General features: G+C 51.4%; 13 protein-coding genes. 4 read left to right on the forward strand and 9 right to left on the reverse strand.

Going from position 1 to position 13,494, the window contains the following annotated elements; genetic code table 11:
* Window positions 1-12: 12 nt before the first annotated feature.
* The 4 genes from proC to mtnB are packed head-to-tail and all read left to right on the forward strand — an operon-like array spanning window position 13 to window position 3,440.
* Window positions 13-882 (forward strand): pyrroline-5-carboxylate reductase, encoded by an 870-nt coding sequence (proC, locus tag JJQ72_RS03930; RefSeq protein ID WP_138225617.1) that lies wholly within the window; start codon window positions 13-15, stop codon window positions 880-882.
* The gene (locus JJQ72_RS03935) at window positions 879-2,096 is read left to right on the forward strand and encodes a 2,3-diketo-5-methylthiopentyl-1-phosphate enolase (protein ID WP_138225616.1); all 1,218 of its coding nucleotides are present in this window, start codon (window positions 879-881) and stop codon (window positions 2,094-2,096) included. The genes proC and JJQ72_RS03935 overlap by 4 nt, the downstream gene beginning before the upstream one ends.
* A 6-nt stretch (window positions 2,097-2,102) precedes the next feature.
* The gene (locus tag JJQ72_RS03940) at window positions 2,103-2,777 is read left to right on the forward strand and encodes a 2-hydroxy-3-keto-5-methylthiopentenyl-1-phosphate phosphatase (RefSeq protein WP_208202834.1); all 675 of its coding nucleotides are present in this window, start codon (window positions 2,103-2,105) and stop codon (window positions 2,775-2,777) included.
* A 3-nt stretch (window positions 2,778-2,780) separates the two neighbouring features.
* Window positions 2,781-3,440 carry a methylthioribulose 1-phosphate dehydratase gene (gene mtnB / locus JJQ72_RS03945; protein ID WP_208202835.1) on the forward strand — a complete coding sequence of 220 codons (660 nt, stop codon included), beginning with the start codon at window positions 2,781-2,783 and terminating at the stop codon, window positions 3,438-3,440.
* Between the two features lie 61 nt (window positions 3,441-3,501).
* On the opposite strand, the gene JJQ72_RS03950 is transcribed toward mtnB, so the two are convergent.
* From JJQ72_RS03950 to JJQ72_RS03990, 9 genes are all read right to left on the reverse strand, one after another.
* Window positions 3,502-4,473 carry a serine hydrolase domain-containing protein gene (locus JJQ72_RS03950; RefSeq protein WP_208202836.1) on the reverse strand — a complete coding sequence of 324 codons (972 nt, stop codon included), beginning with the start codon at window positions 4,471-4,473 and terminating at the stop codon, window positions 3,502-3,504.
* Between the two features lie 27 nt (window positions 4,474-4,500).
* Window positions 4,501-6,213, reverse strand: coding sequence for a glycoside hydrolase family 13 protein (locus JJQ72_RS03955; RefSeq protein ID WP_208202837.1), 1,713 nt, complete (start codon window positions 6,211-6,213; stop codon window positions 4,501-4,503).
* A gap of 206 nt (window positions 6,214-6,419) precedes the next feature.
* The gene (locus tag JJQ72_RS03960; RefSeq protein ID WP_208202838.1) at window positions 6,420-7,175 is read right to left on the reverse strand and encodes a DnaD domain-containing protein; all 756 of its coding nucleotides are present in this window, start codon (window positions 7,173-7,175) and stop codon (window positions 6,420-6,422) included.
* 5 nt (window positions 7,176-7,180) lie between these two features.
* Window positions 7,181-8,476 (reverse strand): asparagine--tRNA ligase, encoded by a 1,296-nt coding sequence (gene asnS, locus JJQ72_RS03965; protein ID WP_138225611.1) that lies wholly within the window; start codon window positions 8,474-8,476, stop codon window positions 7,181-7,183.
* Window positions 8,477-8,497: 21 nt separating this feature from the next.
* On the reverse strand, window positions 8,498-9,709 hold the full coding sequence (locus tag JJQ72_RS03970; protein WP_138225610.1) for an acetate/propionate family kinase: 1,212 nt from the start codon (window positions 9,707-9,709) through the stop codon (window positions 8,498-8,500).
* Window positions 9,706-10,578 (reverse strand): 3-hydroxyacyl-CoA dehydrogenase family protein, encoded by an 873-nt coding sequence (locus tag JJQ72_RS03975; RefSeq protein ID WP_138225609.1) that lies wholly within the window; start codon window positions 10,576-10,578, stop codon window positions 9,706-9,708. The genes JJQ72_RS03970 and JJQ72_RS03975 overlap by 4 nt, the downstream gene beginning before the upstream one ends.
* Window positions 10,579-10,714: 136 nt before the next feature.
* On the reverse strand, window positions 10,715-12,217 hold the full coding sequence (locus tag JJQ72_RS03980) for an AAA family ATPase (protein ID WP_208202839.1): 1,503 nt from the start codon (window positions 12,215-12,217) through the stop codon (window positions 10,715-10,717).
* On the reverse strand, window positions 12,210-12,743 hold the full coding sequence (locus JJQ72_RS03985) for a cation transporter (protein ID WP_208202840.1): 534 nt from the start codon (window positions 12,741-12,743) through the stop codon (window positions 12,210-12,212). Before JJQ72_RS03985 ends, JJQ72_RS03980 begins: the two co-directional genes overlap by 8 nt.
* Window positions 12,744-12,964: 221 nt before the next feature.
* On the reverse strand, window positions 12,965-13,480 hold the full coding sequence (locus JJQ72_RS03990; protein ID WP_138225606.1) for a cell wall elongation regulator TseB-like domain-containing protein: 516 nt from the start codon (window positions 13,478-13,480) through the stop codon (window positions 12,965-12,967).
* Window positions 13,481-13,494: the final 14 nt, after the last annotated feature.

Consider the following 13,494-nt stretch of genomic DNA (forward strand, 5'->3'; position numbering starts at 1 on the left):
GAGGAATCATCTGTGTGTCAATCTCCCCAGAACCGCCCTTTAATTGATAAAGCCCTTACCTTCTACGGTGCCGGCTCCATGGCGGAAGCGATCGTCAAAGGCCTGACCCAACGCCATGTTATTGAACCCGAGAATATTACGATGCTGAACCGGAGCAACCTCCAGCGTCTGCAAGAGCTGCAGCAGCGATACGGAGTCCGCACGGAGAATGATCCGCAGGCCAAGCGTGAGATCTTAGCCGCAAGTCCAGTGATCGTCCTCGCGATGAAGCCCAAGGATGCGGCCAAAGCGCTGAAAGAGCTCGGAGCATTTCTGTCACCAGATCAGCTGCTCGTCTCGGTAATTGCCGGCTTATCAATACAGACCACCCAAACTCTGCTGGGGCAAAACCAGCCGCTGGCGCGGACCATGCCGAACACATCCAGCTCGATCGGCCTGGGCTCGACCGGGCTATCCTTCTCTAAAGAGATGACAGAGGATATGCGCAGTCTCGTAATGACTCTGTTTCAGGCTGTCGGGGATGTCACCGTCATAGATGAAGACAAGATGGATGTTCTGACCGGGATCTCCGGCAGCGGACCCGCTTACTTCTACTACATGATGGAAGCCATGACAGCGGCCGGAATCCGAGGCGGCCTGACTGCGGAGCAGAGCCATGAGCTGACGCTGCAGACCATCATGGGCGCGGCCCGCATGGTTCAGGTGACCGGGGAGCAGCCTTCTGCGCTGCGGGCCAAGATCACATCTCCGAATGGATCGACCCAAGCTGCCCTGGAGCGCCTGGATCAGGGAGACTTTTTTGAAACGGTTATTGCTGCTGTAAATCGCTGCGCCGAGCGCTCCCGGGAAATGGGCGCTGCGCTGAAAGGACAAGCCCAATGAGCTACTGTATTGCAACGTATCGTATCCATGATGACCATGCCGATTTTCATAAAAAAGCCCAGTCCATCGCGGTCGGTATGACCGTTGGCAGCTGGACGGAGCTTCCACAGGCCAAACGGGATGCGATGAAGAAGCATCTGGGTGAGGTGTACGCTGTTGAGGTTCACGAATCCCCGGACGGCTCTGCCGGCACCCGTTACGCCGACATTCGCATTGCTTACCCGGATATTAATTTCAGCCGGGACATTCCGGCGCTGCTCGTCACCGTGTTCGGTAAAATATCTATGGATGGCCGGATCAAGCTGACCCATCTAGACCTTTCGTCTGATTTTCTATCCTCTTTTCCGGGCCCCAAGTTCGGCATTGACGGCATCCGCGAGCTGTTGGGCGTGAATGATCGGCCGCTCCTGATGAGTATTTTCAAATCCGTGATCGGTCTGAGTGCTGCCGAGCTTCGGGAACAATTTATGAGACAGGCACAAGGCGGTGTAGATCTCGTTAAGGATGACGAAATTCTTTTCGAGAATGACCTGACCCCGATTACGACCCGAGTTCGTCTGTGCATCGAGTCAGCGAACATTGTTGAGCAGGAAACCGGACGCAAGCTCCTTTACGCGGCCAATCTTACCGGACGGACCTTTCAGCTTCGGGATCAGGCGCTGCGAGCCATTGATGCCGGAGCCAATGCCCTCCTGTTTAACGTGCTGTCCTATGGCTATGACGTCCTGCAGGAGCTGAGTGCGGACCCCGAAATTACGGTTCCTATTATGGCGCATCCTGCTCTCGCCGGAGCCATGTATCCGTCGCCTCATTATGGCATTGCCGCGCCCGTTCTGCTGGGCCAGCTGATGCGGCTGGCAGGAGCCGATCTGGTGCTGTTCCCTTCACCATATGGCTCGGTCACCATGCCTCGGGAAGAAAATCTGTCGATCCGGGACGAGCTGCATACAACAGCCCTTGGGGTTAAACGGAGCATGCCTGTTCCATCCGCTGGCATTCACCCTGGACTCGTACCTAAAATCATTCGTGATTTTGGCAGAGACGTGGTGGTGAACGCAGGGGGAGGCATACATGGTCATCCTTTGGGGACAGAGGCCGGCGGGCAAGCCTTTGTGCAGGCCATTGACGCTGCCATGCATGGAGTCCCGCTGTCCGAATATGCCGAGGCTCACCCGGAGCTGAAAGCTGCACTGGAACTTTGGGGAGGAGAATAATACAGCATGATGATGAACAAGCAGCCTGTCGTCTTTTGCGACTTCGACGGCACGATTACAGACAATGATAACATTGTCGAGATTATGAAGCATTTTTTGCCGGAGGGCTATGAGGAAGTGATGCGCGCTACAGTGGAGCGGCAGATCTCTATCAAAGAAGGCGTCGGACGCATGTTTGCCCTCTTCCCTTCCTCCCGGCGTGAGGAGATCAAGAGCTTCGCGTTAGAGCAGGCCGTCATTCGTGAAGGCTTTCAAGAATATTTGCAGCATCTGCAGGACCACAGAATCCCGTTTTATGTAACGAGCGGCGGGATCGACTTCTTCGTTAAACCGCTTCTGGAGCCGTTTCATATTCCGGAGGAGCAGATTTACTGTAACAGTGCTGACTTTAGCCAGTCCCAGATTACGATTACCTGGCCTCATCCTTGTGAAGGCAGCTGCACCAATCAGTGCGGGATGTGTAAGGTGACCGTGATGAAACAATTCCCTTCCGATCAATATTACCGTATTTTAATTGGGGACAGCATTACTGATTTCGAAGGAGCCAAGATCGCCGATCTGGTGTACTCGCGCTCTACACTGACCAAGCGGTGTGAGGAGCTCGGGGTTCAGCATGTTCCATTTCAAACGTTCCACGATATCATTGAGGATATGAAGCAGAAGACGCTTCAGGGGGTATGATAAATGAGATTTTCAGAGATTACTCTAGAAGAGAAGCAAGGCGCCCTTCAAGAGCTGAGACAGGTGAAGGAGCTGTTTGCACAGCGGGGCTGGTTTCCCGGCACGAGCGGCAATCTGTCCGTCCGTGTGGGTGAGTTTGACCGGGAGGACTTTCACTTTGCGATCACTGCAAGCGGTAAAGACAAGTCTGCCCATACGCCAGAGGATTATTTGTTTGTGGATCAGAACGGCAAGCCCGCTCAAGCCACGGCACTGAAGCCCAGCGCGGAAACCTTGATCCATTGTGAGATTTACCGTGAAACAGGCTGTGGTGCGATTTTTCACGTGCACACCGTGTATAATAACCTCATCAGTGAATATTATGGCGAGGAGGGCTTCGTGCCCGCCCAGAGCATCGAGCTTATTAAAGCGTTCAATATTTGGGAGGAGGATGCCAGCATCTCCATTCCGGTGCTCCCGAATTACGCAGATATCCCGAGTATTGCCAAGCTCGTACCGGGCGTATTGAACCAGACCATCCCGGGAATTGTACTTCGCAATCATGGAATTTATGCCTGGGGCAAGAATGCCTTTGAAGCCAAGCGGCATTTGGAGGCCTTTGAATTCATTTTTGAATACTTGTACAAAAAATTGCTGCTGGACGCCGCCCGCCCAGCAAAATAACCAGTACTCCAAGCCAAGGGCTGCCTGCCAAGATCCTGTATCTTAAAGGCAGCTCTTGTTCTTATGATATATGCATTTCCTGCACCAGCAGCGGCACAATCCATTGACGGAAAATATCGATCTTATGACGGTCTTTCTTCCGCTTATCCTCCGTAAGAACAACAACGGTCTCCAGCTGGGGAAGGACATACACAAATTGCCCCCCGAAGCCGCGGGCATAGTAATAGGACAGCTCTACCCCTTGTCCAAAGCCAGAACCTTCGCTCCTCTCGTCCCTAAACGTGTCCACCCACCAATGCCAGGCATAATGCCCGGAGCGCGGCGGCTCTGTGGCCATCCTGGGCTCTATAGACTGCTGCAGCAGACGCTCTGAGATGAGCTGAGTCCCGTCAAAGCACCCTTTTTGCAAATACAGCTGGCCGAAATGCAGCAATGACTTCGGTGTCAGCTTCAGTCCGTAGCCGCCGGTATGCACCCCTTGCGGATCCATTTCCCACGCGTATTGTTCAATTCCGAGTGGACGAAAAAGCTGCTCCTGTGCAAAAACAGCCGTAGGCAGCCCCGACGCCTTCATCAGAATTCCAGACAGCACCTGAGAATTACCCGAATTATATTCAAACCGGCTGCCCGGCACCTCACACAGCGGCTGCTCCAGCACAAATTGAATCCAGTCGGGGGATCTCGTCATTCGCGGAAATGATTTGGGACCGCCAAATTCAGTCCAGCTTATGCCGGACGACATCGTCAAGAGATGCTCCAGCGTCATCTCCGCTTTGTCCCTGTCTTCCGACGCTGCAAGCTGTGGAAAAAATGTCGAGACCGGCGTGCCTGCTCCCGGCAAAATCTTTTGATCCATAGCGATACAAATTAGCGCGGACAGAATGCTCTTCGTACAGGAATTGATTTTGGCCGGCTCCTTTTCTGCAGCCGCATCCCGGTAATACTGGAATTGCAGCTCTCCTCTGCAGCTAATGAGGCAGCTTCGCAGATCCACCTCTGCCATCTCATGCCTTAGCTTCTTGAAATCCATCATCACTCCAACTTTCTAATGCTTAATGATTCATTCTCTCATACCACTTGCCCGGTAAACAACCGCTTCATAAGGCAGAAGACGTCCATTACGCTCCAAACCCGTCGTACAATCGCTGTGATCCCTGTAGCTTCCGATGACAAAGACAGCCTGTTCTGCCCATGCCACCTCAGCACAGGAGAGCTCATAGCCGGCTTCCTCTCCCGTAAAGTTCAACAGGACCAGCCATGCCTCATCCTCCATCCAGCGCATATAAGCTAGGATTTGGCGGTGATCCTCCAGCACCCATTTGAAATCGCCGTAGACGAGGGTCTCGTGCTCCTTCCGCAGCCGGATGATCGATTTATAGTAATTCAGTACGGAATGAGGATCTTGTGTTTGCAACTCCGTGTGAAGCTCTTGGTGCTTGGGATGCACCGGCAGCCATGGCTGCCCCGTGGTAAACCCGCCTTGATCACTTTCGTTCCACGGCAACGGCGTCCTGGCATGGTCCCTTGATTGACGGCGGATTCGCTGCATGATCTTCTCTTTGTCTTCTCCGCGCTCCTCAACCATCAACTGATAGTACGACAGAGATTGCTGATCCTTGAAATCCCCGATCTCCTGCAGCAAGGGATTGTGAATCATACCTAGCTCTTCTCCCTGAAAAATAAAAGGCGTACCTCGCAGCGTCATCAGCAGCGTAGCGATCATTTTGGCCGATTCCACCCGGTATGTCTCCGGGTCTCCAAAGGTATCCACCATCCTTTGCTGATCATGGTTGCTGACATAGATGCCGAACCAGCCCCCATCTTCACCGATGTCCTTCTGCCATCGGCTTAAGACACTTCGCAGGTCCTCTAAGGTCCAGTTCTGGCTCTGAAACTCATCCTCCCGAGAACGTCCTAAGGTTGCTGCTTCCGGAGATAAAATCATATTCATTTCGTGCCGGGCGGGGTGAGTATACATCAGCACATCTTGATTTCTTACCTTCGATGCCTCTCCAGCTGTAAAAATAGGGTAATGACTGAACACCTCCTCATTCATTTCCTGCAGATAGGTATGAATATGAGGTCCGTTTTTAGTGAAAATGTCACCATTCGCCTGAAGCTTCTCCTGATTGGTATCCGGAAACCGCTGATCCTTGGACAATGAGTTTATGGCATCCAGACGAAAACCGTCAATGCCGAGCTCCAGCCAAAATCTCATCATCTTGTACATCTGCTGCCTCAGCGGAGGATAATCCCAGTTCAGGTCCGGCTGTCTGGCATTGTACAGGTGCAAATAATACTGCTCTGCCTGATCATCCCAGGTCCAGGCTGGAGTCCCGAGATAAGAGGTCCAGTTGTTAGGAGGGCCGCCATCACTGTTGGCGGGACGCCATATGTAATAGTCTCGATACGGGTTGTCTGCTGCTGAGCGGGACTGCTGAAACCAGGGATGCTGATCCGAGGTGTGATTTAACACTAAATCCATAAGCACCCGGATTCCCCGCTCATGCATTTCGTGGACAAGCCGCTTGAAGTCGTCCATTGTGCCATATTCGGGCTGGATCTCGTAATAGTCGGAAATGTCATAGCCGTAATCTACATTGGGAGAAGCATAGATTGGCGTGAGCCATACCGTATCCACTCCCAGATCTTGAATATAATTCGCTTTAGAGATTAGTCCCGCCAAATCACCGACTCCATCTCCATCGCTGTCCATAAAGCTGCGAGGATAAATTTCATAGATCACGCTTTCCTTCCAATACGCTTTGTACATCTCTCCAGCCCCTCTCTCTATATAATAGCTGCTTCCAAAAAGTATGCTATAGCTCTTTATAACCGCTGAATCGCGCAAGGAAACGAGCAAGCCGCTGCTCCATGACATTGTGATAAAAAAAACCGCCGCCTCAAACCCACCAGAGGGCTCGAGACGGCGAGTATTTACTTACGCACCAGCCAAACTGGCCGGCTGCTTGACGTATATTACCTGCCGATGTTACGGAACTTCTGGGCATAGGCTCTGGCCTCTTCGGCATTGCGCACCCGATTCCGACTCCATTCCAGCAAAATCCGGTCGATGTACCTGAAATGAACCTTGCCCGCGAATACGGCTTCTTTCAGCGCGAGCAGAATCAGCTCATCAGGATAGCGATCCTGATCCAGCCAGCCCGAGATCGTCTCCAGCTCCATGGGAGACAAGGGGCGGCCAAACTCCCGTTCAAATATCCGGAACAGATTACGTTCCTCCTTCACGGGCTGCTCAGCAGGCGGCCAGGCCTCTGCGGCACGAGACTCTTCCGAGAAGCGCTGGCCTGGCTTAGGCATCATCTCCGGCGGGGAGGACTGCTGTGAAGACAGCAGCGCCGCAAGCTTCTCATAGACTCCTTGCAGATTGTAACGCTCATACTGAATGCCGGCGTTCGGATCCCTGAATTCATCAATGGTGATCCACTGCGCCTTCATGAGCTTCTGCAGCTGCTCTGCGATCGCCTCCATCGGCGTGCCGGTCACTGCCTGAAGCTCTTCCAGGGATGGAAATGCATTCTGTTCATTCTGCTGAAACGACAGCAGATGAATGAGCAGCATACACTCCCTGTCGCTAAGACCGGCTCTTCGATAATTCCGCAATAAAGCATACGGAAGCAGCGTAACGCCCTGCTGCATTCCCGCTGCGGCACCGTCAGCCCAAGCTTGGGAAGAGCTCTGTACCTGTTCCTGTGACTGTCTTTGGTTCGCCATGTAAATCAAGGGTACAGCCTGTAAAGCGTTCGAGGGAACGGAATAGTTTCACGCACGTGATCCAATCCGCAAATCCAGGCTACAGTCCGCTCCAGTCCCAGGCCAAAACCGGAATGCGGCACGGTACCATAGGTTCTAAGGTCCATGTACCACTGGTAGTTTTCCATGGACAGCTCATGCTCCTTGAAGCGTTCCTCCAGCAGTTTGGGATCATCAATCCGCTGAGATCCGCCAATAATCTCGCCATAGCCCTCTGGGGCAATCATATCCGCACATAGTACAACCTCAGGACGATTCGGATCCGGCTTCATATAGAAGGCTTTAATTGCGGCAGGATAATGAGTAATAAACACTGGCTTCTCATACTTCTCAGCAATCGCAGTTTCATGCGGCGCTCCAAAATCCTCGCCCCAGGAAATTTCATGGCCCTCTGATTGAAGGAAGGAAATCGCTTCATCATACGTAATTCGCGGGAATGGAGCCTGGATGACTTCCAGCTTCGCCACGTCCCGACCGATCGCTTCCAGCTCTTTGCGGCAGTTCTTGACGACTGACTGCACAACATGGCTGATAAACGCCTCCTGGACCTTGAGGCTTTCCTCATGATCCGTAAACGCCATTTCCGGCTCGATCATCCAGAACTCAATCAGGTGTCTGCGCGTCTTGGATTTCTCAGCACGGAACGTCGGACCGAAGGAGTACACTTTACCCAACGCCATCGCAGCGGCTTCCATATACAGCTGACCGCTCTGCGTCAAATAAGCATCCTCTTCAAAATATTTCGTGTGAAACAAATTGGTCGTTCCCTCTGCCGATGTCGGCGTCAGAATTGGAGGGTCCACCAATGTAAAGCCGTTATTGTCAAAATATTGCTGCACCGCGCGGATAATCTCTGCCCGAATAACCATGACGGCGCGCTGCTTCTGGCTGCGAAGCCACAAATGGCGGTGATCCATCAGGAAGTCTACGCCATGCTCTTTCGGAGTAATTGGATAATTCTCTGTAATATGAATAATTTCGATCTCGGTAATTGTCATTTCATAGCCGGACTGACTGCGCGGCTCTTCCCGAATGATGCCGGTCACGTATAGTGAGCTTTCCTGAGTCAGACTCTTCGCATCATTCCATAGCTGCTCTGACACTTCACTTTTGACAACGACACCCTGAATATATCCGGTTCCATCCCGCAGCTGCAGAAACTGGATCTTGCCGCTGGATCGCTTGTTCTGAATCCAGGCTCCAATCCTTACGGTCTCTCCTGCATGCTGATGAACTTGAGAAATTACACTTTTGGTGGTCATGCTTGTTCTCTCCTTAAACTGCTACTGTTGATTAGCCGCTGTTACGATGTTATGGGTATCCCTGGCAATAACCAGCTCTTCGTTCGTCGGAATCACGAGCACCTCTACACGGGAATCCGGTGCAGAAATCCGTCTCGGTTCTCCGGAACGAATGGCGTTCAGCTCTGCATCCAGCTTGACGCCAAGGAAGGTCAGCTGCTCCAGCACCTTTTGACGAAGAACTACGGAATTCTCGCCTACACCTGCCGTAAATACGAGCACATCGACTCCATTCATGGCCGCGGCATAAGAGCCGATATATTTACGCAGACGATATTCATACATCTCGAACGCCAGTGTCGCATTGGCTTCGCCCTTATCCATGCCCTCGGTAATTTCCCGCATATCACTGCTCACACCGGAAATCGCCAGCAGGCCGCTGTGCTTGTTCAGCATGGAATTGACTTCGCTAACGCTCAGCTCTTCTTTATTCATTACATAAGGTACGATCGCAGGATCTAAATCACCGCTGCGTGTTCCCATCATAAGACCTTCCAGCGGCGTCATGCCCATGGAGGTATCTACAGACTGACCGCCCTGCACAGCCGTGACGGAAGCCCCGTTTCCGATATGGCAGGTGATGATTTTGAGCTCCTCAATAGGCTTGTCCAGGAACGTCGCAGCCGCTTGGCTTACATATTCGTGGGACGTGCCATGAGCGCCGTAACGGCGGACTTTATACTTATTATAAAGAACTCTTGGAATGGCGTACAGGTAAGATTTTTCAGGCATCGTCTGATGGAAGGCCGTATCAAATACGACAACCTGAGGCACATTCGGCATGTTAGTTTCGGCAGCCTTGATCCCCATCATCGAGGCAGGGTTGTGCAGCGGCGCCAGATCAAACAAGCGACGAATCTCGGCTTTGGCAGCATCATCCACGAGCGCAGACGCCTTAAAGGCTTCACCGCCGTGTACCACACGATGGCCGACCGCCTGAATCTCTTCAATAGAAGCAATCACACCATGCTCCTCATGGGTCAGCATGCTCAGCACCTTACGGATCGCGGTAATATGCTCCAGAATTTCACTAACCTCACTGACCTCCTGTTTCCCTGCAGGCTTGTGCGTCAATATTGAAGAATCCATTCCGATTCTTTCCACCAGGCCTTTGGCCAGAACCGATTCATCATTCATATTGTACAGCTGATATTTCAGGGAAGAGCTTCCCGCGTTAATGACTAATATTTTCACAGCCGGTCACCGTCCTTATCATACTTAAAGAAGCCTTCTCCGGTCTTGACACCCAGATGACCTGCACGCACCATCTTTTTTAATACAATGGATGGACGGTACTTAAGCTCACCAAATTCCCGGAACATCCGCTGCAGTGCTGCCAGTACAGAGTCCAGGCCGAACCGGTCCGCCATTTCCAGTGGTCCGTGCTGGAAGCTGTAGCCGATCCGCATGGCATCGTCAATATCCTCTGGCGAAGCAACACCCTCCTGCAGAAGATGGAGTGCTTCATTAATCAGGAGGCAGATCATGCGGCTTGATACAAAGCCCGGGGACTCGTAAACCATGATGCCTTTTTTCTCCACTACCTCTTCTACGAAGCGTTTGGTTTCAGTAAAGGTATTTTCAGAGGTTTTGAGACCTCGGATAATTTCGACCAGATCGACCTTCGATACCGGATGGATAAAGTGCATGCCAATGACCCGCTCGGGATACATGGTTGAGCTGGCCAGCTCGGTTAAGCTGAGCGAGGAGGTATTGCTGGCAAGTATAATGTGAGCCGGGCAAACCTGGTCCAGCTGCTCAAATACGGCTCTCTTAGCATCCAGATCCTCTGTAATCGTTTCGATAACCATGTCACAGGTCCCCAGCTCCGCAAAATGCGTCACCTTCTGAATGCGGCCCAGAATGAGCTTCTTCTCTGCCTGGGTAATTCCCCAGCGCTCCAGCTGCTTATCCAGACTGGTCTCAATCATATGATAAGAGTACTCAAGCTTTTCTGGCGTTTTCTCAACCAGCATGACATCGAGGCCTTTAGCGGCAAGCATTTCAGCAATGCCCTGGCCCATCGTCCCTCCGCCGATTACGCCGATTTTTTTGAAGTACATGGTTTACTCCACCCTTTCCTTAACATCCTATACTTTATTGTACCCTTCTTTCTGTAAACATACATTTATACGGGCACGGAATATAATAATATCTTAGCACGCTCAAAAAGTAAAAAAAAACAGCCAAGCATAAGAATTATGCTGGCTGAAGCGTGTTTTCACGGAATTGACAACGGAATTGCTCGCCGGATAAAATCTCTTCTCTCATCAGAATGTCCAGAGAGTGATCAAAGATCTGATGATGCTGTAGCAGCAGCTGCTTCGTGCGGCCCATAAGCTCCTCCAGAATCGTATTATTCTCTTTCATCAGCTCTTCGGTCGTAACCATATTCATATTGACGATGCCAAGCGAAGTCAGGCCGGACTTCATCATCGTCTCTACGATCGAAATGGATTGCTCGAAGTCGTTGCTAGAGCCCGTGCTGCGTCCCCCATAATAAATTTCTTCAGAGGCGGCTCCCGCGAGCGCAATCATAATCTGTTCCTCCAAAAAAGACTTCGTGTACAAGTACTGCTCCTGCTGCGGATTGTGCCGGACATAGCCCAGTGCCTTACCCCGCGGGCTTAAAGCAACCTGCTTTACGCTGCCTGGACGAACGAGCTCTGCCATAATGGCATGACCCAGCTCGTGAATAGCTACTCTCTTTTTCTCTTCGAGATTCGATTCCCGGTCGGAGCGTTCCCCCATCATTACCTTGTCAATCGCCATGGATAAATGGCGGTGATGAATCATTTCACTATTTTCACGCATCGTGTAGATTGCGGCTTCGTTCATGACACTTTCGAGCTGCGCACCAGAGAAGCCATAGGCTTCTTCCGCAATTTTGTCCAGATCCACATTCGGGTGCAGCGGCTTGTTGCCGGCATGCAGATTCAGAATATGAGAACGCCCCTTCTTGTCAGGCAGGTCTACCTGAATATGACGGTCAAAGCGTCCCGGGCGAAGCAAGGCGCTGTCCAGCATTTCCTTGCGGTTAGTAGCTGCAATGACGAGAATCTTCGGCGACTCCGAGGAATAAATTCCGTCCATTTCTGTAAGCAGCTGGTTCAAGGTCTGGTCATACTCCCGCTGCTGTCCGCCTTCACGCTTTCCCCCGATGACATCGATCTCGTCTATAAAAATAATGGCGCTTTGCTTATTCTCTTTGGATGCCCGTGTCCGTGCATCCTTAAACAAGTCACGAATCCGTCCCGCACCGACACCGACATACATTTCGACAAACTCACTGCCTGAGGCAGCGACGAAGACCGAGTTCGTGTAATGCGCCGCCGCCTTCGCCATCAAGGTCTTCCCGGTTCCCGGAGGGCCTGTCAGCAAAATCCCCTTCAGCGGCCGAATGCCGAACTTCTTGATCTCTTCATGCCGGTTCAGAAAATCCAGTGCTTCCCGGAGTTCCTGCTTGGCATTGTCCTGACCGCCGATCTCTTCAAAGGTCAGCTTCGCGGGCGCCGCTTTCTTCCGTTTCCGATCGTTGCCGGCCCCTACTGCGATTCCGCCTCTCATCTTAAGGACCATAAACAGGGCCCCGACCAAAGCAGCCGCGATCAGAATCGGCACCACGTTCAAGCCGATAAATGCCATAAATATAAACAATACAGGAACAAAGCCAATCAACGCTTCCTTACTCCATTTAGGCATGATTCCATACCTCCATTGTGCCGGGATGACGCGGCAGGATTATAAACTTGCCCGAGGTTCCATCGGACAGGCTGACATACACGTTCTGATCATCAATTTGCGCGACCGCTTTCAGGTTCGGCCTTTGATCGGCCAGCTGGTTCAATGCGGTTTGAATATCGGTATACTGCCGGTTATCCATAGCCTGGGCGACGGAGAGCATGGCGCTGTCCCACCACTCATTCAGCACTTCCGAGGAATGATCAGCCACCTCGATCATCAGCTCCCGCTGGTCAATGACGCTTTTACCTTCCTTCTGGATCTGGGACACCAAATCCCGAAGATCGGTTTCTGGCTGTAAATCGAGTTTCAAAGTGACCGTATTGCGTTTAATATCTATCTGAGAGTCATTGACTCCCTCATATTGTGACAGGACTTGAGCAATAGGATTCTGAAGAGCATAGTGACGGTACAGAAACCAGCCTCCAAAAAGCACGGAAGCCGAAACGACAACTGACAGCAAGATGGGAAATATGCGGAGCTTCAAGGTCAGTTCATCCTCTCTACATAAAGTGTACATAGGAAAGTATATCATTATAGCATTTACGACATAGTAGTTTTGAATACAAATAAGAGTATATCACATTATATATACGATTTCATTTACAACTGTGAAAATATTGAAAACAATTTGTTGTAAGCGCATTCATAGTATTGCACACCAATAAACACGCTGCCTCTGCATGAAAGGCGCGTGTTTATTCATGCTTATGGATTCGGTAATATAATATCTTCTCCGATCGGTTCACCATCGGCGAATCGAAAGAAACGGTAGCCTGTCTTGCCTTCATCACGGAAATGAAGCTGCCAGACATATTCATTCTCGTACATTCCGGGAACGAGACGCAGCATTGAGACTTCCGGAAACTGGCTGGAAATCAGGGAGGACATCTGCTTCTCACTCATGCCATCCTTCAAAGACTCTGCATGCACAAAGTCCCCTCCTGCAGGCACCCCGTCCTTCGTGAATTTCACCCATACCATAATGTTCTCACCCTTGGTGTCCAGCCCGGAAGCAACCCAGTAATTACTGTTCTCATCCCACACGGAGCGGTAGGTTTTCTCGACCTTGCCAAGTCCGCCATATTGCCTTGCAGCCTGAACGGCTGCCCGCTCTTTCTCCCAGGAGCGGGACATGACATCATTGTAGTAGATTTGAACAAAGAGCAGAACAAGCAATATGGCAGATAAGGTGAATAAGATACGTTTCGTTTTGGTTTTCAATTCAGTCCCCTCGC

It is taken from the genome of Paenibacillus sp. F411 (assembly GCF_017582705.1).
Classification (GTDB): Bacteria; Bacillota; Bacilli; order Paenibacillales; family Paenibacillaceae; genus Paenibacillus_AQ; species Paenibacillus_AQ algicola.

What these genes read in the sequence shown, in the direction of transcription:
- JJQ72_RS03935 (WP_138225616.1), top strand. Translation starts at nt 879, where the DNA reads ATGAGCTACTGTATTGCAACGTATCGTATCCATGATGACCATGCCGAT.
- JJQ72_RS03940 (WP_208202834.1), top strand. Translation starts at nt 2,103, where the DNA reads ATGATGATGAACAAGCAGCCTGTCGTCTTTTGCGACTTCGACGGCACG.
- mtnB (WP_208202835.1), top strand. Translation starts at nt 2,781, where the DNA reads ATGAGATTTTCAGAGATTACTCTAGAAGAGAAGCAAGGCGCCCTTCAA.
- JJQ72_RS03950 (WP_208202836.1), bottom strand. Translation starts at nt 4,473, where the DNA reads ATGATGGATTTCAAGAAGCTAAGGCATGAGATGGCAGAGGTGGATCTG.
- JJQ72_RS03955 (WP_208202837.1), bottom strand. Translation starts at nt 6,213, where the DNA reads ATGTACAAAGCGTATTGGAAGGAAAGCGTGATCTATGAAATTTATCCT.
- JJQ72_RS03960 (WP_208202838.1), bottom strand. Translation starts at nt 7,175, where the DNA reads ATGGCGAACCAAAGACAGTCACAGGAACAGGTACAGAGCTCTTCCCAA.
- asnS (WP_138225611.1), bottom strand. Translation starts at nt 8,476, where the DNA reads ATGACCACCAAAAGTGTAATTTCTCAAGTTCATCAGCATGCAGGAGAG.
- JJQ72_RS03975 (WP_138225609.1), bottom strand. Translation starts at nt 10,578, where the DNA reads ATGTACTTCAAAAAAATCGGCGTAATCGGCGGAGGGACGATGGGCCAG.
- JJQ72_RS03980 (WP_208202839.1), bottom strand. Translation starts at nt 12,217, where the DNA reads ATGCCTAAATGGAGTAAGGAAGCGTTGATTGGCTTTGTTCCTGTATTG.